Source organism: Mixta tenebrionis (genome assembly GCF_006517625.1).
Lineage (GTDB): Bacteria > Pseudomonadota > Gammaproteobacteria > Enterobacterales > Enterobacteriaceae > Mixta > Mixta tenebrionis.
In genome coordinates, this window is record NZ_VHQI01000005.1 from 78,630 (window position 1) to 105,263 (window position 26,634).

Sequence of the window (26,634 nt, forward strand, 5' to 3'; positions counted from 1 at the left end):
CCTCTTATTTCCTTCAAGGGAGAAAAACATGTCCTCACGTAGAGAACTGGCGAATGCGATTCGTGCGCTGAGCATGGACGCGGTGCAAAAAGCAAAATCAGGCCATCCGGGCGCGCCGATGGGCATGGCGGATATCGCCGAAGTGCTGTGGCGCGATTTTTTGAAACATAACCCGGCCAACCCGGCCTGGGCCGACCGCGACCGGTTTATTCTCTCTAACGGCCACGGCTCTATGCTGCTCTACAGCCTGCTGCATCTGACCGGTTACGATCTGCCGATTGACGAGCTGAAAAACTTCCGTCAGCTGCACTCAAAAACGCCGGGCCACCCGGAAATCGGCTACACCCCAGGGGTGGAAACCACTACCGGCCCGCTGGGCCAGGGGCTGGCGAACGCCGTTGGCCTGGCTATCGCCGAACGCACGCTGGGCGCGCAGTTTAACCGTCCGGACCATAACATCATCGACCATAACACCTGGGTGTTTATGGGCGACGGCTGTCTGATGGAAGGCATTTCTCATGAGGTTTGTTCGCTGGCGGGTACGCTGGGCCTCGGTAAACTGATTGGCTTCTACGATCACAACGGCATCTCCATCGACGGCGAAACCGAAGGCTGGTTTACCGACGACACGGCAAAACGATTTGAAGCCTATAACTGGCATGTGGTCGGTGAAATCGACGGTCACGATGCAGAAGCGATCGCCGCCGCGATTAAAGAAGCGCAGAGCGTAACCGATAAGCCTTCACTGATTATCTGCCGCACCATTATCGGCTTTGGTTCGCCGAACAAGGCGGGTAAAGAGGAGTCGCACGGCGCGCCGCTGGGCGATGACGAAATCGCGCTGACGCGCAAACAGCTGGGCTGGAACCACGCGCCGTTTGAGATCCCGCAGGATATCTATCAGCAGTGGGATGCCAGGCAGGCGGGCGCCGAGCGCGAGAAAGCGTGGAACGAAAAGTTCGCCGCTTATCAAGCCGCCTGGCCGGAGCTGGCGGCGGAATATACGCGCCGCATGACCGGCGGCATGCCGGAAAACTGGCAGCAGGAGACGCAGAAGTTTATTGAACAGCTGCAGGGCAACACCAATAAAATCGCCAGCCGTAAAGCCTCGCAGAATGCGCTGGAAGCTTATGGCAAGCTGCTGCCGGAATTACTGGGCGGCTCGGCTGACCTGGCGCCGAGCAACCTCACCATCTGGTCCGGCTCTAAATCCATTAAGGACGATGCGGCCGGTAACTATATCCACTACGGCGTGCGTGAGTTCGGCATGACCGCTATCGCCAACGGCATCGCTCACCACGGCGGCTTCGTACCCTATACCGCTACCTTCCTGATGTTTGTGGAGTATGCGCGTAACGCCGCACGCATGGCGGCGCTGATGAAGGCGCGGCAGATTATGGTCTATACCCATGACTCCATCGGCCTGGGCGAAGATGGCCCGACGCATCAGCCGGTGGAACAGCTGGCCAGCCTGCGCCTGACGCCGAATATGAGTACCTGGCGCCCCTGCGACCAGGTAGAAACGGCGGTAGCCTGGAAACATGCCATCGAACGTCATAACGGCCCAACCGCGCTGATTCTGTCGCGTCAGAATCTGCTGCAGCCCGATCGTACGCCGCAGCAGCTGGCCGATATTTCCCGCGGCGGCTATATCCTGCGTGACAGCGCGGGCACGCCGGAAGTTATCCTGATCGCCACCGGTTCCGAAGTGGAAATCACCCTCGGCGCCGCGGATAAACTTTCCCGCGCCGGGCACAAAGTGCGTGTGGTTTCTATGCCGTCAACCGATCTGTTTGATAAGCAGGACGCGGCCTATCGTGAATCGGTGCTGCCCTCAACCGTGACCGCGCGCGTGGCGGTGGAAGCGGGCATTGCCGACTACTGGTATAAATATGTCGGCCTGAACGGCGCCATTGTCGGTATGACCACTTTCGGTGAATCCGCCCCGGCAGACAAGCTGTTTGCTGAATTCGGTTTTACGGTAGAAAACATTGTCAGCCATGCCGAAGCGTTGTTAAAACCGCACTGACAGGTAAATCATACCACGCCGCCTCTTCAGGAGGCGGTGCACTCCTTACTATGTCTGCGCCCAGCGGGCTTCAGCGCAGAACAGCCTTAACTGCTGGCGCCGCTCTGTTGAGCGTTTGCGCACGGCAGATACTTATCTACGACGCGGTTTTAGTGGGTTTTTGACCCTGCACAGGCTGCGGGCCGGAGATGAAAAAAGAGGGGAAAATATCAGCGCTGCGCCAGCCGCGGCTGAAAGGCGAAATAAATAATCGGGGCGACATTTAACGCCCCGACCTAAATAACCATTTAACGATAAAGTCAATGTCAGTTTTTTTATCATTATTTTAATCTGACGCCGCTCAAAATATATTGCAGGCGTTAAAGCGGCAAAATGGCAGCTTCCCTGTTTACAGGGGACTAATCAGTAGTTATATAATGTTTTTATAACTATTAGCCAGCGTTGTTAATATTATCCCAAACTTCGTTCAGACGCATAATTGATTCATCCAGGCCAACCGCCGCGCCGCCAATCAGACCAAATACAGCGCCCCAGATGCCATTAATAACGCTACCAATAACGCCCTGAACCGGAGCCAGGATACCGGCCAGCATAGGTGCTTTCGCAGTAATGTTATAAGCGGCCCATACACCGCCCATCGCGCCAGCTGCCGCGCCAACAACAGCCCCAAACAGGCTATCCATCAGACCTTCGCTGGTGCCGCCAGAAACGACATTGATTTGTTCCATTGTTAATTCTTTCATTTTTTCTCCTGAATATGAAATTTAAATATTAATGCTACTATGTGTTAGCGAGATGAAATCTAACATAGCCTCCTGGTCGGAAGTATAGTAATTCATCCAAACATAAAACGTCAGGTGAATATATTTATAACTACTGCTGCAACACTACAAAATATACCTTTAGCAAACAAGACAATACTTGCTTAACAATAAATAACCGCCGGCAAGTAATTATTTCCCGCTGGCTTCAGGTTAAACATAATGTGCTATTACCTCGAACAGATGATGAAAACGCGCTTAACTATGTCTTTATTCTTAAGGAAAAACATTTATTATTATCAGTTATTAACCTGACAGGACGCCATACCGTTGAAAATGCGCTTTTATCTTCTGGCCGCGATCGTTGCTGCGCTGCCGCTATGTAGCCAGGCTCAGCCTCTCTCCTCCCCCGATCCGCTGCTGGCCTCGCAGATCGTCGATCGCTATGCCGAACATATTTTTTACGGCAGCGCCGCCGCCGGGATGGCGCTGGTGGCGATAGATGGCAATCAGCGCGTTTTCGCCAGCTTTGGCGAGACGCGCCCCGGCAACGCCACCCGCCCGCAAAAAGATTCGCTAATCCGCATTGCCTCGCTGAGCAAGCTGATGACCAGCGAAATTATGGTAAAAATGGCGGAGCAGGGAAAAATTCGTCTTGACGATCCGCTGGCTAACTACGCGCCGCCCGGCATGCGCGTACCCAGCTATGGCGGTCAGCCGATTCAGCTGATTCACCTCTCCACCCACACCAGCGGTTTGCCGCGCGAACAGCCCGGCGGGAAGGCGGGACGGCCGGTATTTGTCTGGCCGACCAAAGCGGAACGCTGGCGCTGGCTGCAGCGGGCGCCGCTGACCACCCCGCCGGGCGTACGCGCCGCCTACTCTAATCTTGCCTATGATTTACTGGCCGATGCGCTGGCGCGCGCGGCGGGCAAGCCCTGGCCTGAGCTGTTTCGCCAGTTTATCGCTCGTCCGCTGGGCATGAAGGACACCACCTTTACCCCATCCGCGGATCAGTGCAAACGGCTGATGGTGCCAGAGCGCGGCGCCAGCCCCTGCACCTCCACGCTGGCCGCCATCGGCAGCGGCGGCGTCTATTCCACGCCTGACGATATGGGGCGCTGGATGCAGCAGTTCCTTAATTCCGATGTTAACGTGCGCACGCCGCAAACCGATCGCCTGCAAACGTTAATCTATCAGCGCAGCCAGCTCAGTAAAATCGAAGGAATGGATGTGCCAGGCAAAGCGGAGGCGCTGGGAATGGGCTGGGTCTATATCGCGCCGGCCGACGGACATCCGGGCATTATTCAGAAAACCGGCGGCGGCGGCGGATTTATCACCTATATGGCAATGGTGCCGCAGCATAACGTCGGCGTGTTTGTGGTGGTGACCCGTACCAATCTAACGCGTTTTCGCGCCATGAGCGACGGCGTGCATGATTTGCTGGCCGCGTTGGTGGCGAATAAAACCGGAGCGCCGCTGCTGGCGCAGGCTATGCAGTAATAGTCATCGGCGTGGGGGCGGCGCTTTATTATTGCGTCGCCCGCCCGACACGCTTAAGGCAACGCCGGACGCTGGCTGATCCAGAGCGTCGGCCAGTCATCGCTGCCGTGCCAAGCGTCGCAGGTGCTCTCCTCGGCGTATTCCGCCAGCGCAAACTCCTGGCCGTTAAACTGCCAGCGGCTGGCATTGCCGCAATCGCCCAGCCCGCGCCCTTTGGCAAAGGTATAGAGCTGTCCGGTCGCCGCATCATACTCGGCGTTAATAATTTCTAACTGTTTTTCACTACGCTGCGGCGGTATGAAAGGCAGCGTCAGCGTCAGACCACGCGCCACCCACGGCTGCGAACGGGTAACCTCAAAAGCCAAATCGATCACGTTATACGCTCCCATTTCACAGCTAACCAGCAGCAGCGCGCGCGTATCGGTTAGCGGCGCAACCCTGACCTCGCGGCGCATCGGATCCAGCGAGCACTCATCGGCATTTACGCGCCAGGTGCCAAAATCGATCAGTCCGCTGGTCTCTTCGCGCGTCAGGGGAGCCGGCGGACGATCGGCGCGGCGCAGCGGCGGCGGCGCTGGTTCCGGCGGTACTTCCCAGGCTTTGCGGCTGCCGCGCTTAATCCAGGCGCCAAGGCTGCCGACGCGCCCCTGCATATCATCCATCAACAGCAGCGCCGCTTTTAAGCCATGCAGCGAAATCATCGCCTGCGGGCGCGCGGTAAACTGGATATTATCGGCATTGATTATCTGCGCCAGGAATTCATCAATAGCGATAGGATGGATCGTCACAAGATGGTGCGGCTCTACCGTCCAGTGCTTGAAATCGGGCCGGAGACGCTGCTGATCGAGCAGTAAATTATCCGGCAGCGCCGCCCCTTTTAACTCGCCGGTATAGCGGTTGCCGTAATCGATGCGCAACAGCGGCCGATCGTTAGCTCCGGCATGGCGCGCAATCGTCATCACCAGCCCTTTATCGCCGGGAATATTACGCGCCACACAGTAATTAAGGTTATTACAGGTGATTTGCCAGTCAGTAAATGTTTTTTGCAACGGCGCCGCCTGTACGCTGACGTTGAAAAAGAAAAGCAGCAACGGCGTTTTCATCCAGTAAGGCATTTAATGACCCAATCCCTAAATTAATTCATTGATGATAGCGCAACGACGGCAGTTCACCATGCTTTCCCCAACCGGCAACCAGGCAGCAGGTAAGCTGCGTGAGCGGCCCCGCTGCTGGCGTAACGGTATATTTCATCATCCTTTGCCTCTCACTCTACCTCAATAAGATTTCTCGCACTCTACAAAGATGTCATCAAAGGTTCAAATTCAGGGTAACAAAAAGGCGGCGCCAGAAAATTTTTCATTATTCATACCAGGGAAAACCGCCCGGCCAGGGCGGACTGAATAGCGTGACGTTTTAAAAAAAAAGCAGATTAAAATGCAGCGGCGGCCTGGCGTTATCCCCCTACCTTTTTCGCTATATTTTATGAAATGCTATTTATCCTTAACGAAAAAATCAGCGGTCAGGGCATTTTATCTTATTAAGATAAAACTGAGCGGCCGGTTATTGGCCGCCGACGAGGTGGTGAAAAGGAAACATTATCGCGCGCCCGGCAGAAAAAAGGGGGTTAAAAGGTTCGCGGCAAATAGCAGGCAGGACAGCCAGCGGGACAGATTTTAACGCTGTTCAACTCAGTCTAATGGCTGGAGCAGGAACCGGGATAATCTTAAAAAAGCGCTGATTAAGCTTCTTTTGCCTCGGCTCATAAAACGGCGTAGCGGGCGGCCGCACATAACGCTGCCGCCTGCTTGTCAGGGATGCAGCCAGCCGTTGAGCTGCGCATACTGCAACAGCATAATAGTTTTGCCATCGCGAATTTCACCGCTGTTAATCATCGCCAGCGCCTGCGGAAAAGAGAGTTCCAGCACCTCAATCGACTCATCCTCCACCCCGCCTCCGGCATTGTCGCGCAGCGATTCATCATATTCGGCGGCAAAGAAATGCAGCAGCTCCGTCACGCCGCCGGGCGACATATAGGCTTCAAACAGCTTTTCAACCTTGCCGACGGCATAGCCGGTCTCTTCAATCGCCTCTTTGCGAATGCAGTCTTCCGGCGTGTCATCATCCAGCAGCCCGGCGCAGGTCTCAATCAGCATGCCGCTCGCATTGCCGTTTACCCAGGTCGCCATACGAAACTGTCGGATCAGCACCACGCTATTCTTTTCACGGTTATAAAGCAGAATGGTGGCGCCGTTGCCGCGATCGTAGACTTCACGTTTGTGCTGCACCTTTTCACCGCTGCCGGTGGTGAGCTCATAGGTATAGTTGCGCAGCACAAACCAGTTTTGCGACAGCAGCTTCTCTTTGAGCAGTTTGATAGGGGCTGACATAGCGACTCCTGAAATTAAACCGAAGTCAGAGATGATAAAACCGCCGCTGCGGGAAAACTATCCGAATTGCATTGCCGTACGGCGGGCTTTCATCCCTGCGCGAAGAAAAACGCGGACGACAAACAGGCAGCCAGAGTAAAAGCCGGGGAACAAACAGAGCAACAAGACAGCGATTTGACCGCAGCGGAAAGCAGGCAGGTGAAGGAAAGCAGGAGAAAGGGAAAACTGCCGCAGGCCAGCACGGCCTGCGGCAAACGCTGTCAGTTGCGGTTACGCACCAGCTGATAGCGACGGGTAAGATATTCTACCGGGGCGCTCCAGATATGCACCAGACGGCAGAACGGGAAGAGCAGGAACAGCGTCATGCCCAACACCATGTGGATCTTATAAACCAGCGCCACGCCTTCCAGGTGCGCTGCCGCGCCGGACTGGAAGGTGACAATAGCCTGCGCCCAGCCAACCAGCTTCATCATTTCAATGCCGTCCATATGTTGGGCGGAGAAAACGATGGTCAGCAGGCCCAGCGCCGCCTGAATCACCAGCAGCGTGATAATCATGATATCACCGGCGCTGCTGGTAGCGCGTACGCGCGGGTTGGTCAGACGACGTTTCAGCAGCAGGCCGCCGCCAATCAGAGTCAGCGCGCCGCAGATGCCGCCGGCAACCATCGCCAGCTGCTGCTTCACGGCGATCGGCAGGAAGGACTCATACATCCAGTGCGGCGTCAGCAGCCCGACCAGGTGGCCGAAGAAGATGCCGATAATGCCGATATGGAACAGGTTAGACGCCAGACGCATCCCCTTTTTATCCAGCATCTGGCTGGAGCCGGCTCGCCAGCTGTACTGCCCATAGTCATAACGCAACCAGCTGCCGACCAGAAATACCGTACCGGCAAGGTAAGGGTAAATATTAAAGAAAAACAGATTCAAGAAGTGCATGATCAGCGTCCTGTCATTCCCATCGTGGCTTGCGCCACATCCAGATACTGTGGCGCAACGGCTCCGGCAAAGCGGCGCTGGTGCGCTTCCTGTTGCGCCGAGGCGCAGCCCTGCTCGCCCAGGAAGCGGATCTGTTCCTCTTCCCAGACCGCGTCAAGCGCCTGCGGCGTATCGTCGCGCGCTTCCTGCGCAACCTGCGTTTGCAGGGCCTGAGCCGCAACGCCGCTTTCGGAAAGCGCTAACAGCAGATCGAGCAGCTCGGCCCAGCGGCTGTTACGCTGATGCAGGCGCGCGCTCAGCAGCGCCAGAATCGGAGCGATATCAACCAGACCTTCGCGGGCGGCCTCAGGGCTGCGGCTGCTCAGATATTCCAGATAGAGCGGCAGAAAATCGGGCAGCTCGCGGCTGTCAAGCTCCAGGCCAGCCGCACGATACTGCTCCAGCAGATCGACCATCGCCTGACCGCGATCGCGCGATTCGCCGTGTACGTGTTCAAACAGCAGCAGCGAAGTAGCGCGTCCGCGATCGAACAGCTCGCAGTAATCCGCCTGCAGATCGAGCAGCGGGCGCGCGCTGAAGTCGCGCAGCAGCGCGAGCAAACGCTCGCGCTGCGCCTGCTGGAGTTCGCTGGCTGACGCCAGCGCCTCTTCCAGATCCTGCTGGTGATCGAACAGCGCGCGATCGGGGTAATCCAGCAGGCGGGCGATAATCCGTAGCGCGATCATGAGGCATCCTCCTGACGTTCGCTCTGGCGCGTGATGTCAATAGCATCGATACGGCGCGTATTGAACAGGTTGAATTTACTATCGCTGCCGTGACAGCCGTCGCCGAAGCTAAAGCCGCAGCCTTTGCTTTCCGGGAACGCCTCACGCGCCAGCTCACGATGGCTGGACGGAATAACGAAGCGATCTTCGTAGTTGGCGATAGCCAGGTAGCGATACATCTCCTGCGCCTGCGCAGCGGTCAGACCAACCTGCTCCAGCGCGCTGGTATCCACCACGCCATCCACGCTTTCCGCGCGTTTGAAGTGGCGCATCGCCAGCATACGCTTCAGCGCCAGCAGCACCGGGGCGGTATCGCCTGCGGTCAGCAGGTTCGCCAGATACTGTACCGGGATACGCAGGCTTTCCACGTCCGGCAGCACGCCTTTTTGCTCCAGCACGCCCGCGTCAGCGGCGGACTGGATCGGCGACAGCGGCGGAACGTACCAAACCATCGGCAGCGTACGGTATTCAGGATGCAGCGGCAGCGCCAGCTTCCAGTCCATCGCCATTTTGTATACCGGCGATTTCTGCGCCGCGTCGATCACGCTTTGCGGAATGCCGTCTTTCAGCGCCTGCTCGATCACTGCCGGATCGTGCGGATCGAGGAAGATATCCAGCTGGCTCTGGTAGAGATCTTTCTCATTCTCCGCCGAGGCCGCCTGTTCGATCCGGTCGGCGTCATACAGCAGCACGCCCAGATAACGGATACGGCCCACGCAGGTTTCAGAGCAGACGGTTGGCTGCCCGGACTCGATACGCGGATAGCAGAAAATACATTTTTCTGATTTGCCGCTCTTCCAGTTGAAGTAGATTTTTTTGTACGGGCAGCCGGTCAGGCACATACGCCAGCCGCGGCATTTATCCTGATCGATCAGCACGATGCCGTCTTCCGCGCGCTTATAGATCGCGCCGCTCGGACAGGTCGCCACGCACGCCGGGTTGAGGCAGTGCTCGCACAGGCGCGGCAGATACATCATGAAGGTGTTTTCGAACTGGCCGTACATCTCCTTCTGGATGTTATCGAAGTTTTTATCCTTCGAACGTTTCTCAAACTCGCCGCCGAGAATTTCTTCCCAGTTCGGGCCGTTTTCGATTTTTTTCATCCGCTGACCGGTAATCAGCGAGCGCGGGCGGGCGATCGGCTGATGTTTGCCTTCCGGCGCCTTTTGCAGATTTTGATAATCAAAATCAAAAGGCTCGTAGTAGTCATCCAGCGCCGGCACATCCGGGTTAGCGAAGATTTTTGACAGCAGGCCGACGCGGCTGCCCATGCGCGGCTGCAGCTGACCGTTGATTTTACGGATCCAGCCGCCCTTCCATTTCTCCTGATCTTCCCAGGCATGGGGATAGCCGAGACCCGGCTTGCTTTCTACGTTGTTAAACCAGGCATATTCCATGCCTTCGCGGCTGGTCCAGACGTTTTTACAGGTGACCGAGCAGGTGTGGCAGCCGATGCACTTGTCGAGGTTTAACACCATGCCGACTTGCGAACGAATTTTCATTGCTGAGCCTCCTGACGGGTACCCTGGCACTCATCGTTGCCTTCACCATCCAACCAATTGACATTGTTCATTTTTCTGACCACTACAAACTCATCACGATTCGAACCTACGGTGCCGTAATAGTTAAAGCCGTAGGAGAGCTGCGCGTAACCGCCGATCATATGGGTCGGTTTCGGATAAACGCGCGTCACTGAGTTATGGATACCGCCGCGCTGGCCGGTGATTTCCGCGCCGGGAATGTTCACGATACGTTCCTGGGCGTGGTACATCATGGTCATTCCCGCCGGTACGCGCTGGCTGACTACGGCACGCGCCGTCAGGGAGCCGTTGGCGTTAAAGGCTTCGATCCAGTCGTTATCTTCAATGCCCAGCTCTTTCGCATCGTCTTCGCTCATCCAGACGATCGGCCCGCCGCGCGACAGCGTCAGCATCAGCAGGTTGTCGCTGTAGGTGGAGTGGATCCCCCACTTCTGGTGCGGCGTGATGAAGTTCAGCGCTTTCTCCGGGTTGCCGTTCGGCTTCTTATTCAGCAGCGGCTGCACGGCGCGCGTATCCACCGGCGGACGGTAAACCAGCAGGCTCTCGCCAAAGGCGCGCATCCACTCGTGATCCTGATAGAGCTGTTGACGGCCGCTTAAGGTACGGAACGGAATCAGCTCATGGATGTTGGTGTAGCAGGCGTTATAGGAGACATGCTCATCTTCCAGACCAGACCAGGTCGGGCTGGAGATAATCTTACGCGGCTGCGCCTGAATATCGCGGAAGCGGATTTTTTCCTCTTCTTTATTCAGCGCCAGATGCGTATGGTCGCGTCCGGTAATTTTGCTCAGCGCGCCCCAGGCTTTTACCGCCACATGGCCGTTGGTTTCCGGCGCCAGGGTAAGAATGACCTCAGCCGCATCGATCGCGCTGTCAATGTTCGGACGCCCGGCAGCCGGACCATCCTGTTTGACGTAGTTAAGTTTTTTCAGCAGCTCGATTTCGCTGTCGGTATTCCAGCTGATGCCTTTACCGCCGTTGCCGAGCGTATTCATCAGCGGACCTACGGAGGTGAAGCGATCCCAGGTAGCCGGATAGTCACGCTCAACGGTGATGATATGCGGCGCCGTTTTGCCCGGAATCAGATCGCATTCGCCTTTTTTCCACTGTTTCACGCCGAACGGCTGCGCCAGCTCAGCGGCGGAGTCGTGCTGTATCGGCAGCGTAACCACGTCGGTTTCTTTGCCCAGGTGACCCTGGCACACTTCAGAGAAGCGTTTCGCGATGCCTTTATAGATCTCCCAGTCGCTTTTCGCTTCCCAGGCAGGATCGACAGCGGCGGAAAGCGGATGAATAAACGGATGCATATCCGAAGTATTCATGTCGTCTTTTTCATACCAGGTCGCCGTCGGCAGTACGATATCGGAGTAGAGGCAGGTACTGGACATACGGAAGTCAAGGGTGACCACCAGATCCAGTTTGCCGACGCCGGCATTATCCTGCCATTCCACTTCCTGCGGCTTCACGCTACCCTGCTCGCCCAGGTCTTTGCCCTGAATGCCGTTTTCGGTGCCCAGCAGGTACTTGAGCATATACTCATGCCCTTTACCGGAGGAGCCCAGCAGGTTAGAACGCCAGACAAACAGGTTGCGCGGGAAGTTCTGCGGATTATCCGGCTGTTCAGCGGCAAAGCGCAGCGCGCCGCTTTTCAGATTCTCCACGGTGTAGTCGAGCGGCGTCTGACCGGCAGCCTGCGCCTTCGCGGCGATATGCAGCGGGTTCATTGACAGCTGCGGCGCGGACGGCAGCCAGCCCATACGCTCAGCGCGCACGTTGAAATCGATCAGGCTGCCCTGGAAGCGCGATTTATCCGCCAGCGGCGATAACAGCGTCTCGGTTTCTACCGTCTCATGGCGCCACTGGCTGGAGTGGTTATAGAAGAAAGAGGTGCCGTTCATATGACGCGGCGGACGCTGCCAGTCGAGACCGAACGCCAGCGGCGTCCAGCCGGTCTGCGGACGCAGTTTTTCCTGACCGACATAGTGAGCCCAGCCGCCGCCGCTCTGGCCGACGCAGCCGCAGAACACCAGCATGTTGATCAGGCCGCGGTAGTTCATATCCATATGGAACCAGTGGTTCATACCGGCGCCCACGATGATCATTGAACGACCGTGGGTTTTCTCTGCGTTTTCCGCAAACTCGCGCGCGATGCGGATAATCTGCTGACGGGATACGCCAGTAATCTTCTCTGCCCATGCCGGGCTGTAAGCTTTGATTTCGTCGTAGCTGGCGGCGCAGTTGGCATCGCCCAGACCGCGATCGAGACCATAGTTAGCCAGCGTCAGATCGTAAACGCTGGTAACCAGCGCTTCGCTGCCGTCGGCCAGCTGCAGGCGCTTAACCGGCAGCTTGTGCAGCAGGATTTCATCCAGCGTCACGCTCTTGAAGTGTTCGCTTTCGATACCGCCGAAGTACGGGAAGCCCACTTCGGCAATCTCGTCATGGTTGCCCAGCAGGCTCAGCTGCAGTTCGACGTCGCGCTTGTCCTGGCCCGCACGCGCTTCAAGGTTCCATTTACCCTCTTCGCCCCAGCGATAGCCGATGGAGCCCAGCGGAGCGACCAGTTCGCCGCTCAGGCCGTCGATAGCGATGGTTTTCCATTCCGGATTATTTTCTTCGCCGAGGTTATTCACCAAATCGCTGGCGCGCAGCATACGTCCGGCAGCGTAGTAGCCGCCTTCGCGCGGTTCCAGCATCACCAGCATCGGCATATCGGTATAGCGGCGTACGTAGTCGCGGAAATAGCTCACCTCGCGATCGAGATGGAACTCTTTCAGCATAACGTGGCCCATCGCCAGCGCCATGGCGCTGTCGGTGCCCTGCTTCGGATTCAGCCACAGGTCGCACAGCTTGGCGACTTCGGCATAGTCCGGCGTTACCGCTACGGTTTTGGTCCCTTTGTAGCGAACTTCGGTAAAGAAGTGCGCGTCCGGGGTACGCGTCTGCGGCACGTTAGAGCCCCATGCGATAATATAAGAGGAGTTATACCAGTCGGCAGATTCAGGGACGTCGGTCTGCTCGCCCCAGGTTTGCGGAGATGCCGGCGGCAGGTCGCAATACCAGTCATAGAAGCTTAAGCAGGTGCCGCCGATCAGCGAGAGATAGCGCGCGCCTGACGCATAGGAAACCATTGACATCGCCGGGATCGGCGAAAAGCCGATAATGCGGTCCGGCCCGAAAGTTTTCGCCGTATAGACGTTGGCCGCCGCGATGATTTCATTAACTTCCTGCCAGCTGGAGCGCACGAATCCGCCGCGTCCACGGGCCACTTTATAACTTTTCGCTTTTTCCGCGTCGTTAACGATCGAGCCCCAGGCGTCTACCGGATCGCTGTGCTGCGCTTTAGCCTCACGCCACAGTTTTACCAGGCGTTTGCGCATCAGTGGATATTTCAGACGATTGGCGCTATATAAATACCAGGAGTAGCTGGCGCCGCGCGGGCAGCCGCGTGGCTCATGGTTAGGCAGATCGGGGCGGGTACGCGGATAATCGGTCTGCTGGGTTTCCCAGGTGACGAGACCATTTTTTACGTAGATTTTCCAGCTACATGAACCGGTACAGTTGACGCCGTGCGTGGAGCGCACGATTTTGTCATGCTGCCAGCGGCTGCGGTAACCATCTTCCCAGTCTCGGTTAGTATTAAGTGTCTGGCCATGCTGACCAGCAAAAGGTTCTGCTAACTGTTTAAAGTAGCGAAACCGATCCAGAAATTTGCTCATCTGGAATTCTCCTGAAGGCTCGGTGTTGTTTTTGAATGGCTAAACGACATTGCTTATGATGTGGGCAACAGCCTACTTAGCTGACGAGGCTGGCCGCTTGATTGCGATCAAGTCAGCACGGTTACCGTACAACCCTCTCGCGCCGGGCTACCACTTAAGTAGCATGCATTGCTACTGCGTAACCATTTGAAAAAACTGGTGAAACCTCCAAAAAGCCGCACAAGCTTCTGCTCTGAAAACAGCACCGGCTTTTTAGGAGTAGCCACACCAAAAATGGTGATTAATAAAAAAACCGGCTTCGTCCCGAAGGAGGAAGCCGGCTTTGGCGTTTAACGCGCCGCTTTACGCCCGTAAACCAGCCAGGTGATCAATACGCATATGATGTAGAACACCAGGAAGATTTTCATCGCGCCGGCCGGCGAGCCGGTCATCGCCAGCGAAATGCCGAAGGTCTGCGGAATAAAGAAGCCGCCCGCCGCGCCAATCGCGGAGATAAAGCCGAGCGCCGCCGCCGTATCGGTCACCGCTTCCTGCTGCGCTTCTTTATCGCTGCCGCCGCGTGCTTTAACGCGATCCCAGGTAATCTTGCGGAAAATCACCGCAATCATCTGATAGGTTGAGCCGCTGCCCAGGCCGGCGGTTAAAAACAGCACCATAAAGATACCGAAGAACAGCGCGAAAGAGCCCGACTGACCGGCTTCCGGCAGCGCCAGGAACAGCAGCGCGGTAAATATCGCCATGGCGATAAAGTTGATCAGCGTAACGCGCACGCCGCCGAAGCGATCGGAGATCACGCCGCCGGCGGAACGCGCCAGCGCGCCCAGCAGCGGACCAAAAAAGGCGTACTTCATGATCACTACGTCCGGGAACTGCGTTTTGGAGAGCATGGCGAAGCCGGCGGAGAAACCGATAAAAGAGCCGAAGGTGGCAAGGTAAAGCAGGCTCAGACCCCAAAGATGGGCGCGTTTCAGTACCGGCAGCTGCTGGCGCAGAGAAGCTTTCGACGCGGCCAGATCGTTCATGCCGAACCAGGCGGCAACGGTAGCGATCAACAGCAGCGGCACCCAAATCCAGGCGGCATTTTCCAGCCACATCTGGCTGCCGTCGGTGGTTACCTGCCCATGGCCGCCGAAGAAACCGAAAATAGCGAAGGAGATCGCTACCGGCGCCAGCAGCTGCATCACGCTCACGCCCAGGTTGCCCAGGCCGCCGTTGATGCCCAGCGCGCCGCCCTGCTGCGCTTTCGGGAAGAAGAAGCTGATATTGCCCATGCTTGACGCAAAGTTAGCGCCGGCGAAGCCGCACAGCAGCGAGATCAGCACAAACACGAAGAACGGCGTTTCCGGATTCTGCACGGCAAAGCCAAGCCACAGACAGGGCAGCAGCAGGAAACCTGTGCTGAATGCGGTCCAGCGACGGCCGCCGACGATGGGAATGACAAACGAATAAGGGACGCGCAAAATAGCGCCGGAGACGGAAGGCAGCGCCGTCAGCAGAAAGAGCTGATCGGTGGTAAAGTTGAAACCAACCTTATTGAGGTTGACCGCAACGGTGCTGAACAGCATCCAGACGCAGAATGCCAGCAGCAGACAAAATACGGAAATCCATAAGTTACGGTTAGCAATACGCTTACCGCTTTGCTGCCAGAACTGTGCATCTTCTGGCCGCCAATCTTGTATTACGCCGCCTGACGTTTTTTCTGTTGGCGTGGCTAAATTTGACATAATAACCCCGGTAAAGGAATGGAAATTGAGCACATCCTGCCGGGTCGCTTAGGGGCCAGAGTTGACTTAAATCAACGTGGTCACAGTTAATTTCAGGCCGCAATTGTACCTGGTACTCTAAATGAGTAGTGTTTTTCGCCAACTCAATATGAGGAAAAACAGCGTATTAAAATGATACACTCACCGCTTCGGGGCGTTAATTTTTACCATGAATTCATTCGAGCTACCCCTTTTGAGGTATAAATAGCATAACAAGCATAATGAAAAACAGCGGACAACCCTTTTCTCCCGCTGAGGAGACGGTTTTCGTCGCGCGTATCCCTGTTGCCAACACCCTGTTTAACCGGAGCCAGAATGAGCACCCAAGACGCCGCCACTATTTTGTTGATTGACGATCACCCCATGTTACGCAACGGCGTTAAGCAACTGATACATCTCGATCCTCAGCTGCAGGTTATCGCCGAAGCAGGCAACGGCGAACAGGGCATTGCGCTGGCCGAACAGCACGATCCCGATTTAGTCTTGCTCGACCTGAACATGCCGGGCATTAACGGGCTGGAAACGCTCGATCGCCTGCGTCGTATCGATCTCTCAGGCCGGATTGTGGTATTTACCGTTTCAAACGATGAAGAAGATGTGGTCAGCGCGCTGAAGCGCGGCGCGGACGGCTACCTGCTAAAAGATATGGAGCCGGAGGAGCTGCTCAGCGCGCTGCATCAGGCCGCTGCGGGGCAAATGGTATTAAGCGATACCCTCACTTCGGTGCTGATCAGCAGCCTGCGAGAAACGCCGCCCGCCGCGCAGCGGGATATTCAGCAGCTAACGCGGCGCGAGCATGACATTCTGCGCCAGATTGCGCGCGGCCTGCCCAATAAAACCATCGCCCGCAAGCTTAACATTACGGAAAGTACGGTTAAAGTTCACGTAAAACATCTGTTGAAGAAGCTGCAGCTGAAGTCGCGCGTCGAAGCGGCGGTATGGTATTTACAGAATAAGAACGGCGCTTAAGCGCCGGACGACTTTGCTGCCGTCCGGCAGGAAGAGATTATTTAGAGGGTGATTCGTTCAGCGGCGTATGCTCTTCCGATGCCGCCGTTTCATGATGCTCATGCTCCGTCATGGCGATAGAGTGAACGCGGTTACGCACGCCATACCAGCCAAGAACCAGCAGAACGGCAATCAGCGGCAGCGATGCGACGGTAAAGGTGCCGTTAGGGTAATCAAAGGCCATCAGCACCAGCACGCTGAGCAGGAACAGCAGCGTCAGCCATGAGGTTACCGGCGCGCCGGGCAGCTTAAAGCTCACGTCATCCGCCTTGCCCTCTTTAATCGCCTTACGCAAACGCATCTGGCAGACGATAATGAACGCCCAGGTCGACAAAATTCCCAGCGAGGCGATGTTCAGTACGATCTCAAACACCTGCGACGGCACATAATAGTTCAGCACCACCCCAACCACATATACGGCGATAGTCACCAGAATCCCGGCATAGGGAACCTGCTGGCTGCTCATTTTCGACAGCGCCTGCGGCGCCGAGCCGCCCATCGCCATCGAACGCAAAATACGCCCGGTAGAGTAAAGGCCGGAGTTAAGGCTGGAGAGCGCGGCGCTCAGCACCACGATATTCATGATGCTGCCGATATAGGGCACGCCCAGTTTGGAGAAGAAGGTGACAAAAGGACTCTGCCCCGCCTGATAGGCGTTCCACGGCAGCAACAGCACCAGCAGCGCGACCGAGCCGACATAGAACAGGCCGATACGCCAGATAACGCTATTGATCGCCTTCGGCAGCACCTTTTTCGGCTCTTTACATTCACCCGCGGCGATCCCCACCAGCTCAATAGAGGCGAAGGCGAACACCACGCCCTGCACCAGCACCAGCGCCGGCAGCAGGCCGTGCGGGAACATACCGCCGTTGTCGGAAATTAAATGGAAGCCGGTGGCGTTGCCGTCCAGCGGCTTGCCGCTGCCGAGGAAAACCACGCCGACGATAAGGAAAATCACAATCGCCAGCACCTTGATCAGCGCAAACCAGAACTCCATCTCAGCAAACCACTTCACGCCAATCAGGTTCATGGTGCCGACAATCGCCAGCGCGCCCAGCGCAAACACCCACTGCGGCACATCGCCAAAGGCGCCCCAGTAATGCATATAGAGCGCGACGGCGGTGATATCGACAATGCCGGTCATCGCCCAGTTGACGAAATACATCCAGCCCGCCACATAGGAGGCCTTTTCACCGAGAAACTCACGCGCATAAGAAACAAAGCTGCCGCTGGAAGGCCGGTGCAAAACCAGTTCGCCCAGCGCGCGTAATATAAAGAAGGAAAAAATACCGCAGACGAGATAAACCAGCGCCAGCGCCGGGCCGGCAGCCTGCAAACGCGCGCCCGCGCCGAGAAACAGCCCGGTCCCGATAGCGCCGCCGATAGCAATCATCTGCACCTGACGATTACCCATTGCCTTGTGGTAGCCAGCATCATGTGAATTCAGCCAGCGTCTTCTGGCAGCGCGCTGTTCCGCTGCCGTTTTCTTGGTTGCTTTCATTGCCTTTCCTGTTGTCCTGTCCGATAGGGGCACCTTTCCGCCCAGCTGGCCAACGTCAGATAAACAAACGTTTGCGCTGAGGGATAAATTCGCTGAAGGTCTGGGTATTGTAGTGTGGCGACACAGCGAATTTACGGCAATGAATCCTAACCGTTCTCCTGGATGGAAGCAAAACCCCGGCGGCGAATTTTTTGCGCTTTCGTCATCTTTTCGCTCCAGTGAAACGCAGCCGAAGCGACTGCCGGCGGGCAACGTGAAAAAGCGGCGAGCTTTAGCCGTCAATACAGGACTTTTAATTTAAGCTGAACAGCATAAGGCGGCGACGGACCGACGACGACGGCGGAAAAGTATCAGTCAGACGGCGCTAATATTTATTTATCTGCGGATAAAACCAGGGTTATTCACCGCACCCGCCCCGGCGGAAAATTAACTGGAAAAAACGCCCAATAATAAAAAAATATAAGATTTCTCTAAAAAAACGCCGGCTTTTTTGCTTTACTCTACGGCCAGAGAGTAAATCAAGTTATATTTAACCAACCAACCCCATTTAAAAAAGAAAATTACAGTTTAACGTAAACGTAGGTTCGCTATATTGTGTTTACCATTGCCGCGCTGCATAATCAATTACGCCGCCATGTAACACCGTGTCGATAACGTTTTTTTAACGTATTAAAATGAACGCCAATAAAGGTAAATTATTACCACCACGCCGCCGCATTAAACGGTGGTTTTATTGCGTTGCCGTTGATTAATTTATGGTTAATTAAATAAATTTTATATATTTCCCCTGATTGCAGGGTAAATATAACTTTATCGTTTCACCTTTAAACTTTCTGCACAGCAAATAAAGTGGCGTAACAGGCTTTACGTCAACAGCAGCAGGCGATCCTCTCCTTTTTAAACTTCGCCTGCCTTAACTTAGCGGATAGTTAAAAGAAGGAACGCTCTGATATGCAAAAAAAACGCTCACCTCGCCTGGTGTTTTATTCGCATGACACCATGGGATTAGGACATATCCGAAGAAATTTACTTTTAGCGGATGCGGTAATAAAAGCGATACCTGATGCAGAAATTCTGCTTATCAACGGCGTGCGTGAAGCCGGACGTTTCTTTTTACCCGCCGGTGCAGATGTCGTCACGCTGCCCTCATATTTTAAAGATGCCGCCGGCAACTATTCTCCACGTTCGCTGGGTTGCGATATAAAACGCCTGACGACGCTGCGCAGCAACATTATTTATGCCGCGCTGGAAGCCTTTGAACCAGATATTTTCGTTATTGATAACGTGCCCGGCGGAGCGCAGTCTGAACTGGAACCGGCGTTGCCGATGCTGGCGCAAAAAGGCGTCAAGGTAGTATTGGGGCTGCGCGATATTCTCGATACGCCGAATACCGTGAAGCGCCAGTGGAAGAAGCTGAACAACTACGCCAATATCCGCGACTACATTTCCGCCATCTGGGTGTATGGCGACGCCAGGCTTTACGATCTGGTTGACGCCTACGATTTCAGCGACGACATCCGGCAAAAGCTGACCTTTCTCGGCTACCTGAACGCCCAGCTGCGCTCCAGAAAAAGCCTTCCGGCGCAGGAGATCGTGCCGGCTATCGATCGCCCCTACGCGCTGTGCGTTGCCGGCGGCGGTCAGGATGGCTTCCAGCTGGCCTCCGCTTTCGCCAGCGCGACCTTTCCCGCCGGCACTATGGGAGTGCTGATCGCCGGCGCGATGATGCCGCAGGCGGAGTATGACGCGCTGGCGCTGCATGCCCGCCGCCGTACCGATCTGGCGCTGGTGCGTTTCGTCTCGGAACCGCTGGAACTTTTGCGCCAGGCGCGATCGGTGGTGGCGATGGGCGGCTATAACACCGTGACGGAGATCCTCTCTTTCCGCAAGCGCGCGCTGATTGTTCCCCGCGTCACGCCCCGCCAGGAGCAGTGGATACGCGCCACCCAGTTAGCGAAACAGCAGCTGGTGACCTGCATTCATCCGGAACGCTTCAGCGTGCTGCGCCTGAATCAGTGGCTGGCCGAAACCCTGCCGCCGCCCGATCCCCTTACCCTGCTGAATTTTAACGGGCTGGGCAACTTCGTAAACAATATCCGCCGGCTGTTAAAGCAGCAGACTGTCCCCCTCGATTTACCCAGCAAGGAGCTGATTTAATGCATCAGGAGAGAGCGCAAAACCAGGGTTATATCGGCTACGTTCTTAAGCGCTATCCACGTTTTTCCGAAACCTTTGTAGTAAATGAAATCCTGGCCCATGAGCGAAGCGGTCTGAAAATCGATATCTTCGCCCTCGGCCCGGTGGAAGAAGCTTATTTTCAGGATGGCATCGCGCGCGTGCGCGCGCCGGTAACGCGCCTGGCGGATAAGCAGCGCAGCAGCGAAGCATACTGGACGCTGTGGCAGCAGGCCTGTCAGCAACTGCCTGACTTTACTACGCGCATGTCGGTACTTTACAGCTATAGCGTGCATGAGGTCGCCCAGGCCATTATGCTGGCGCTGGCCGTGCAGGAGCGCGGCATTCAGCATTTGCACGCTCACTTCGCCACGCGCGCTACCACAGTCGCCCGGCTGGCGGCGAAACTAAGCGGAATAAGCTACTCCTTTACCGCCCACGCGAAAGATATCTATTTCCCCTATGAAAAGCCGACGCAGATCGAGCTAAAGCTGCGCGATGCGCTGCGGGCGATCACCGTTTCCGATTACAACCTGGACTATTTGCACAGCCAGTCGCCAGTGGCGGCGGATAAGGTGGTGCGAATCTATAACGGCCTCGATCTGGCGCAGTTTAGCTATCTGGCGCCCGTGCAGCGTCCGCGGCAGATCCTGGCAATTGGACGGCTGGTGGCGAAAAAAGGCTTTCATGTTCTGATCGACGCGCTGGATATATTACGGGCGCGCAATGAAGAATTTTCCTGCACGCTGATCGGCGACGGGCCGCTCTGTCCGACGCTGGCCGCGCAGATTCAGCGGCTCGGCCTTGGCGATCGCGTGACGTTATCCGGCTCGCGCCCGCAGCCGGAAGTCAAGGCGGCTGTGCAACAGGCGGCGATGGTGGTAGCGCCTTCGGTAATCAGCGAAGAAGGCGATCGGGATGGGCTGCCGACGGTGCTGCTGGAAGCGATGGCGCTGGGGACGCCGGTTATCTCAACCGAGGTGGCCGGCATTCCGGAGCTGGTCAGCGATGAGATTACCGGGCTTTGCGTGACGCCCGACGATCCGCTGGCGCTGGCCGATGCGATGCAGCGTTTATTAAACGATCCGGCGCTGCAGCTTACGCTTGCGCAGCAGGCGCGTCATTGCATTGAGCAGAGCTTCGATATCGATCGCAACAGCGCCAGGATGCGTGAAATTTTTGCCTGCGCCGGCGTGAAATACGCCGCCACTCCCTCACTTCTGGCGTAAACAGCAATGAACGTAGCTTATATCTGCGCCGATCCCGGCATCCCCGTTTTCGGCAATAAAGGGGCCTCCATCCATATTCAGGAGGTGCTGCGCGCCCTGCTGAAAAAGAATGCGCATCTGACGCTGATAGCCCAACGTCTGGGCGGCGACGTGCCGCCGGAGTTTCAGCGCATCAAAATTTTAACCCTGCCCGCTCTGCCCTCTGCCGCCGACGCCGAGGCGCGCGCGCGCGCCGCGCTCAAGGCCAACGCGCAGATCGTCGCCCTGCTGCAAGAAAACGCGCCCTTCGATCTGGTGTATGAACGTTACTCCCTCTGGAGCCACGGCGGCATCAGCTACGCGCGCATAGCGAACTGCAAAAGCGTGCTGGAGGTCAACGCGCCGTTAATTGAGGAACAGCGCACCTGGCGCGTGCTTCCCTGTGAAGAAGAGGCGCAGAGGGTGCTGCAACGGCTGCTGCGCGACGCCGCTACCATCGTCGCCGTTTCGCCGGGCGTAAAGCGCTGGCTGGATAATTTCGCCCCCGCCTGCGCCAGCCGCACGCATGTGGTGGCCAACGGCGTTAATCCACAGCGCTTCAGCGAATCAGCGCGGCCGCCGAACAGCCTGCCGACGCTCGGCTTTCTCGGCACGCTGAAGCCCTGGCACGGCCTGCAAACGCTGATTGACGCCTTCGCCCTGCTGCACCAGCGCGGGCGCCGGGTGCGGCTGTCGGTGGTCGGCGATGGCCCGGAATATCCGGCTATTCGTCAGCAGCTGCAGCAGCTGGGGCTGCTGGAATATACGCACTTTTCCGGCGCCGTGCCTCCGGCCTCGGTGCCTGCGCTGCTGGCCGCGATGGATATTGGCGTGGCGCCCTATCCGCAGCTGGAGGGCTTCTATTTTTCCCCGCTGAAAATCTATGAATATATGGCGGCCGGCCTGCCGGTGATCACTACGCGCACCGGTCATCTGGCCGAAATTGTCAGCGAAGGACAAACCGGGCTTTTGGTCGAGCCGGATAATCCCGCCCAGCTATGCGCCGCGGCGGAGCGACTGCTGGACGATAGCGCCCTGCGCCTGCGCCTGGGAGCCGCCGGTAAGCGCCAGGCCGCAGAGGAACATAGCTGGGATCGAGTGGTAACGCGGATTTTGCAGCTGGCTGGATTAACCTGAGATAAAACGACATGCAAGAAAAAAGTCCTGACGACAAACTCAGCCTGTTACGCATTTTTCTGCCCTATCTGCGCCAGCAGCGGGGGCGGCTCTGCGGCGCGTTTTTAGCGCTGTTGCTCAGCGCGCTGATCCGCCTGCTGGAACCCTGGCCGCTATCCTTTGCTATCGATCTGATAATGGAGGCGCTATCGGGCGACAAGATTCACAGCCGGATAGCCGCGATTGCGCAATGGGACGTTAGCGCCTGGCTCTGGTTCTGCGGCGCCAGCGTGCTGGTTATCGCGGCGCTAAAGGCGGCGATCGGCTACTGGAGCACCATAGGGCTGGCGGTGGCCGGCAGCCATGTGCTTAGCGCGGTCCGGCGCGATCTCTTCGCGCATCTGCTGCGCCTGCCCCTCTCTTTCCACCGGCGCTACAAAACCGGCGATCTCACTATCCGCCTGAGCAACGATATCGGCATGCTGCGCGAGGTGGCGGTGACCGCCCTGATGCCGCTGCTTTCCAGCATTATCGTGCTGATCGGCATGTTCAGCGTGATGCTGTTTCTTGACTGGAAGCTGACGCTGATCGCTCTGCTGCCGATGCCGCTCTTACTCTGGAGCAGCCGCCGCTCCGGCAAAAAGATCCGTGACGTCAGCCGGGTGCAGCGCAAGCGCGAAGGTCAGCTGGCGGCTAAAGTCGCTGAATATATGAGCGGCATCGCCACGGTGCAGGCGCTGTCGCTGGAGGAGCTTACCCAGCGCAGCTTTAACGGCAATGACGGACAAAGCCTGCAACATAACGTACAGGCCAAGCGCCTCTCCGCCGGGCTGGAGCGCAAAACCGAATTGCTGATTGCGTTCGCTACGGCGATCGTTCTGCTGAACGGGGCGCACGATGTGCTGTTTAACCGCATGTCGCCAGGCGAGCTGCTGATTTTCCTTTCCTATCTTAAAAATGCTTTTCGCCCGATCCGCGAATACGCCAAATATACCGGGCGCCTGGCGAAGGCGCTTACCGCCGCCGAACGCATTACCGAACTGCTGCGCCAGCCGCCTGAGATTATCGATCGCCCTGACGCGCTGACGCTGCCGGCGACGCCCGTTACCATCCGCTGGGAAAACGTCTGGTTCTCCTATCGGGAGTCAGCGCCGGAACAGGCGGTGTTACGCGGCATCAGCTTTACCATTCCGGCGGGCAAATCCGTTGCCGTGGTTGGCCCTTCCGGCGCGGGCAAATCCACGCTGAGCCGTCTGCTGCTGCGCCTTTGCACCCCCGATTCCGGCAGCATCACCTTTGACGGCCGCGATATCAGTCAGTTTAGCGTCAGCAGCATTCGCCAGCAGACCGGCTACGTACCTCAGGAAAACCTGCTGTTCGGCCTCTCGGTGCGGGAGAACATCGTGCTGGCGGCGCATCAGCCGGTTAGCGACGAGGAGCTGATCGCCGCGGCGCGCCTGGTTAACGCGCACGATTTTATTATGCAGCTGCCGCACGGTTACGACACCGTGCTAAGCGAGTTCGGCGCCACGCTGTCGGGCGGACAGCGGCAGCGTATCGGGCTGGCGCGCGCCGCGCTGCGCCAGACGCCGTTCCTGATCCTTGACGAACCCAGCGCCGGGCTGGACAGCAAAAATGAGCATGAAGTCAATCAGGCGCTGCTGCAGCTGATGCGGCAGCGCACTACGTTAACCATTACCCATAACCTCGCGCTGGCCGCCAAAGCATGGCGTATCCTGCTGATCCATGAAGGTAAAATTGCCGAGCAGGGTACGCATGAAGAGCTGCTGCAACAGCACGGGCGCTATGCGGAAATGTGGCAGCTACAGCAACAGCCCGCCCCGGACGCGGCGAAAAAAGCGAGAAACGAACATGAATATGCATGATGCCGCGCTGATAGCTAACGACAGCGCGCTGCCCGGCCTGGCGCTGCTGCTGGAGCCGCATCGCCTGTTGAGCAGGCTGCGCGCCTGTTCGGCCACAGGCGCGACGCGCGATCTCACCATCAACTATCTGCGTTATAAACCGGGCACCAGCTGCATTGTCGGCCTGACGCTGACGCTGGCCGACGGCCGGCAGCAGCTCTGCTATGCCAAGGCGCTGACGCCGGAGCGTTTTCATCAGTCCTGGCAGCACCCGCGCCGCCAGAGGTTAATCGCCGCCGCTCATCCCCACGCTCCGCTGGCGCTGCGCGACGAGGCTATCCTGTTGCAGTACCCGGAGTTCGATTTCGCGATTCGCTATCTAAACGACCTGATCGACGTAAAAAAACGACCGGATTTTCTGCAGCAGCTGCTGCCCGGCAGCGCTGAAGCCTCCGCCTTTACCCCGCGCTTTCTGCGCTACAAGCCGGAGCGGCGCGCGGTGATCGCGCTCTCCCGGCATGGTCAGCCGCAGGCGGTGGTGCGCATCGCCAACGCCAGAGAGTTCGAACGCATTTTACAGGGCTGTTCGCTGGGCGCAGCCCTCGGCCATCTCTCTCTCGCCGGTTTCGATCGCAGCCGGCGCGCGCTGGCTACGCACTGGCTGGCCGGAGAAAGCCTGGCGCCGGAGACGGGCGCCAGACTGGAAAGATCAACGCTTCACGCCGTCGGCGGCGAGCTGGCGCGGCTGCATCAGACGCCGTTTCTGCCGCCGGTCGCGCGGCACGGCGCAGAAGAGGCGCAGACGCTGCAGGACGTTTTCAATACCTTTCGCGCGATCTATCCGCCGGGCGCCGATCGCTTTCTGGCGCTGACGCGTCGCATTAGCCGCCACCTGGTCGCCGGCGATAACCATCCGGTGCTGCTGCACGGCGATTTCTCCGCCGATCAGATTGTCAGAACCGCTGACGGCGACCTGCGCTTTATTGACTGGGATCGCAGCTGCAGCGGCAACGCGCTGGCGGATATCGCCAGCTTCCGCGCCCGGCTGGAAATGCAGCTGATAAGCGGTCTGCCCGACGCGCAGCAGGCGGCAGAGGCCATCGACGCCCTGCTGGACGGCTACCTGGCGCGGCGATCGCTGCCCGCCGGCCTTGCCTGGCACAGCGCCTCGGCGCTGCTCTGCCTGGCGACGGAGCCTTTTCGTCTGCGGGCGCCCGACTGGCCGCAGCAAACGGAGGCGCTGCTGGCGCGCGCGGCTCAGCTGGTGGAGAAAGAGACGGAAAAAAGGCTGAGCGGCGGCGAGCCGGTAAAACCGCAGGAGACGCTGGCGCCGCTCGTCGATCCGGGGCGCATCGCTCAACCGCTGTTACAGGCGCTGCGCCTGCCGGCGGGCAGCCGGCTGCAGCAGTGTCTGCTGCTGCGCCATAAGCCCGGACGCCGCGCGCTGATTGAATACCAGCTGACGCTGCCCGACGGGACGTCGCGCCCGGTCATCGGCAAATATCGCGTGAAGGGGCTGGACAGGCACGCGTTTCGCTGCCAGCAGGCGCTGTGGCGACGCGGCTTCGACGCGGCGGCGGCCGTCGCGGTGCCGCAGCCGCTGGCCGCGCTGCCGGAGTGGCGGCTGTGGCTACAGGAAAAAGTGCACGCCACGCCGCTGACGGAGTGGCTCCAGCCCGATCATCCGCAGCTCGCCGTCGTCGGCGCGCAGGTTGGCAAGGCGCTGGCCGTTTTGCAGCAGAGCGAGGCGCTGCTTGAGGCGACGGCGGCCAGCACGTGGAGTCTGGAGGATGAATTAAAGGTTCTGCAAACGGGCCTGCAGCAGATCGCCGCCGACTACCCGCAATGGCAGGCACGGCTCAGCCAGCTGTTTTATGCCTGCCAAACGCTGGCGGCCGCCTTAACTCAGGCGCTGGTGCGCCCGGTACACCGTGATTTTTATCCCGATCAGGTGATGATCGATCGCCGGCAGCCGCAGCAGGTTGTGCTGGTTGATTTCGATCTCTGTAGCCGGAGCTGCGCTGCGCTGGACGCCGGCAATTATCTGGCGCACGTCGCGGAGCTGGCGCTGCGTCGCTACGGCGCGACGACCGCGCTGGATCGCCACGCGCAGGCGTTTACCCGCGCCTATCTGGCGCACAGCGCCGGCGTTTCCGCAGCAGATATTGAACGATTTACCGCGCTGTCGCTGGCGCGTCATATCTTTCTCAGCACCCGCTTCCCCGACCGGGCGCATACCACCCTGCCGCTTCTGGAACATTGTGAACGGCTAACCGGCTGCCAGCCTGGCGCCGCGGAAAATAGTCGCTAATCAGGG

Annotated in this window: 18 protein-coding genes; 9 read left to right on the forward strand and 9 right to left on the reverse strand. The window is 57.8% G+C overall.

Annotated features, from left to right (window positions below; genetic code table 11):
• Positions 1 to 28 precede the first annotated feature (28 nt).
• A complete protein-coding gene (gene tkt / locus FKM52_RS09485; RefSeq protein WP_141175961.1) occupies positions 29 to 2,029 on the forward strand; it encodes a transketolase in 2,001 nt (666 codons plus the stop codon).
• 431 nt (positions 2,030 to 2,460) lie between these two features.
• On the opposite strand, the gene FKM52_RS09490 is transcribed toward tkt, so the two are convergent.
• On the reverse strand, positions 2,461 to 2,772 hold the full coding sequence (locus FKM52_RS09490; RefSeq protein WP_141175962.1) for a hypothetical protein: 312 nt from the start codon (positions 2,770 to 2,772) through the stop codon (positions 2,461 to 2,463).
• Positions 2,773 to 3,126: 354 nt separating this feature from the next.
• On the opposite strand from FKM52_RS09490, the gene ampH reads away from it, so the two are divergent.
• Positions 3,127 to 4,293, forward strand: a complete 1,167-nt coding sequence (gene ampH / locus FKM52_RS09495) for a D-alanyl-D-alanine-carboxypeptidase/endopeptidase AmpH (RefSeq protein WP_181407925.1) — start codon at positions 3,127 to 3,129, stop codon at positions 4,291 to 4,293.
• 53 nt (positions 4,294 to 4,346) lie between these two features.
• Here the strand turns inward: ampH and FKM52_RS09500 are convergent, their stop codons facing one another.
• From FKM52_RS09500 to FKM52_RS09525, 6 genes are all read right to left on the reverse strand, one after another.
• A complete protein-coding gene (locus FKM52_RS09500; RefSeq protein WP_141175964.1) occupies positions 4,347 to 5,408 on the reverse strand; it encodes a DUF1176 domain-containing protein in 1,062 nt (353 codons plus the stop codon).
• A gap of 693 nt (positions 5,409 to 6,101) precedes the next feature.
• The gene (gene nudK, locus FKM52_RS09505) at positions 6,102 to 6,680 is read right to left on the reverse strand and encodes a GDP-mannose pyrophosphatase NudK (RefSeq protein WP_141175965.1); all 579 of its coding nucleotides are present in this window, start codon (positions 6,678 to 6,680) and stop codon (positions 6,102 to 6,104) included.
• 260 nt (positions 6,681 to 6,940) lie between these two features.
• Positions 6,941 to 7,618 (reverse strand): respiratory nitrate reductase subunit gamma, encoded by a 678-nt coding sequence (gene narI / locus FKM52_RS09510; protein WP_141175966.1) that lies wholly within the window; start codon positions 7,616 to 7,618, stop codon positions 6,941 to 6,943.
• A 2-nt stretch (positions 7,619 to 7,620) separates the two neighbouring features.
• Positions 7,621 to 8,343 carry a nitrate reductase molybdenum cofactor assembly chaperone gene (gene narJ, locus FKM52_RS09515; protein ID WP_141175967.1) on the reverse strand — a complete coding sequence of 241 codons (723 nt, stop codon included), beginning with the start codon at positions 8,341 to 8,343 and terminating at the stop codon, positions 7,621 to 7,623.
• On the reverse strand, positions 8,340 to 9,884 hold the full coding sequence (gene narH / locus FKM52_RS09520) for a nitrate reductase subunit beta (protein WP_141175968.1): 1,545 nt from the start codon (positions 9,882 to 9,884) through the stop codon (positions 8,340 to 8,342). The genes narJ and narH overlap by 4 nt, the downstream gene beginning before the upstream one ends.
• Positions 9,881 to 13,642 carry a nitrate reductase subunit alpha gene (locus tag FKM52_RS09525; protein ID WP_141175969.1) on the reverse strand — a complete coding sequence of 1,254 codons (3,762 nt, stop codon included), beginning with the start codon at positions 13,640 to 13,642 and terminating at the stop codon, positions 9,881 to 9,883. Before FKM52_RS09525 ends, narH begins: the two co-directional genes overlap by 4 nt.
• A 168-nt stretch (positions 13,643 to 13,810) precedes the next feature.
• On the opposite strand from FKM52_RS09525, the gene FKM52_RS21690 reads away from it, so the two are divergent.
• Positions 13,811 to 13,975: a hypothetical protein gene (locus FKM52_RS21690; RefSeq protein WP_181407919.1), complete on the forward strand. Its 165-nt coding sequence runs from the start codon at positions 13,811 to 13,813 to the stop codon at positions 13,973 to 13,975.
• Here the strand turns inward: FKM52_RS21690 and FKM52_RS09530 are convergent.
• Positions 13,972 to 15,366, reverse strand: a complete 1,395-nt coding sequence (locus FKM52_RS09530; protein ID WP_141175970.1) for a NarK family nitrate/nitrite MFS transporter — start codon at positions 15,364 to 15,366, stop codon at positions 13,972 to 13,974. The genes FKM52_RS21690 and FKM52_RS09530 overlap by 4 nt on opposite strands.
• Positions 15,367 to 15,720: 354 nt before the next feature.
• On the opposite strand from FKM52_RS09530, the gene narL reads away from it, so the two are divergent.
• Positions 15,721 to 16,374: a two-component system response regulator NarL gene (gene narL / locus FKM52_RS09535; protein ID WP_141175971.1), complete on the forward strand. Its 654-nt coding sequence runs from the start codon at positions 15,721 to 15,723 to the stop codon at positions 16,372 to 16,374.
• Between the two features lie 37 nt (positions 16,375 to 16,411).
• On the opposite strand, the gene ansP is transcribed toward narL, so the two are convergent.
• Entirely contained in the window at positions 16,412 to 17,914 is a 1,503-nt protein-coding gene (gene ansP, locus FKM52_RS09540; protein ID WP_141175972.1) for an L-asparagine permease, read from the reverse strand.
• 951 nt (positions 17,915 to 18,865) lie between these two features.
• Here ansP and FKM52_RS09545 point away from each other — a divergent pair.
• Genes FKM52_RS09545 through FKM52_RS09565 form a run of 5 tightly spaced genes read left to right on the forward strand, consistent with a single transcriptional unit; the run spans position 18,866 to position 26,628 of the window.
• Positions 18,866 to 20,071, forward strand: a complete 1,206-nt coding sequence (locus FKM52_RS09545; protein ID WP_208852789.1) for a glycosyltransferase family protein — start codon at positions 18,866 to 18,868, stop codon at positions 20,069 to 20,071.
• Positions 20,071 to 21,318, forward strand: a complete 1,248-nt coding sequence (locus tag FKM52_RS09550) for a glycosyltransferase family 4 protein (RefSeq protein ID WP_141175973.1) — start codon at positions 20,071 to 20,073, stop codon at positions 21,316 to 21,318. Before FKM52_RS09545 ends, FKM52_RS09550 begins: the two co-directional genes overlap by 1 nt.
• Positions 21,319 to 21,324: 6 nt before the next feature.
• Positions 21,325 to 22,473 carry a glycosyltransferase family 4 protein gene (locus FKM52_RS09555; RefSeq protein ID WP_141175974.1) on the forward strand — a complete coding sequence of 383 codons (1,149 nt, stop codon included), beginning with the start codon at positions 21,325 to 21,327 and terminating at the stop codon, positions 22,471 to 22,473.
• Between the two features lie 11 nt (positions 22,474 to 22,484).
• Complete coding sequence (locus FKM52_RS09560) at positions 22,485 to 24,338, forward strand: ABC transporter ATP-binding protein (RefSeq protein WP_141175975.1); 1,854 nt, start codon at positions 22,485 to 22,487, stop codon at positions 24,336 to 24,338.
• Complete coding sequence (locus FKM52_RS09565; protein ID WP_160249844.1) at positions 24,325 to 26,628, forward strand: phosphotransferase; 2,304 nt, start codon at positions 24,325 to 24,327, stop codon at positions 26,626 to 26,628. The genes FKM52_RS09560 and FKM52_RS09565 overlap by 14 nt, the downstream gene beginning before the upstream one ends.
• Positions 26,629 to 26,634: the final 6 nt, after the last annotated feature.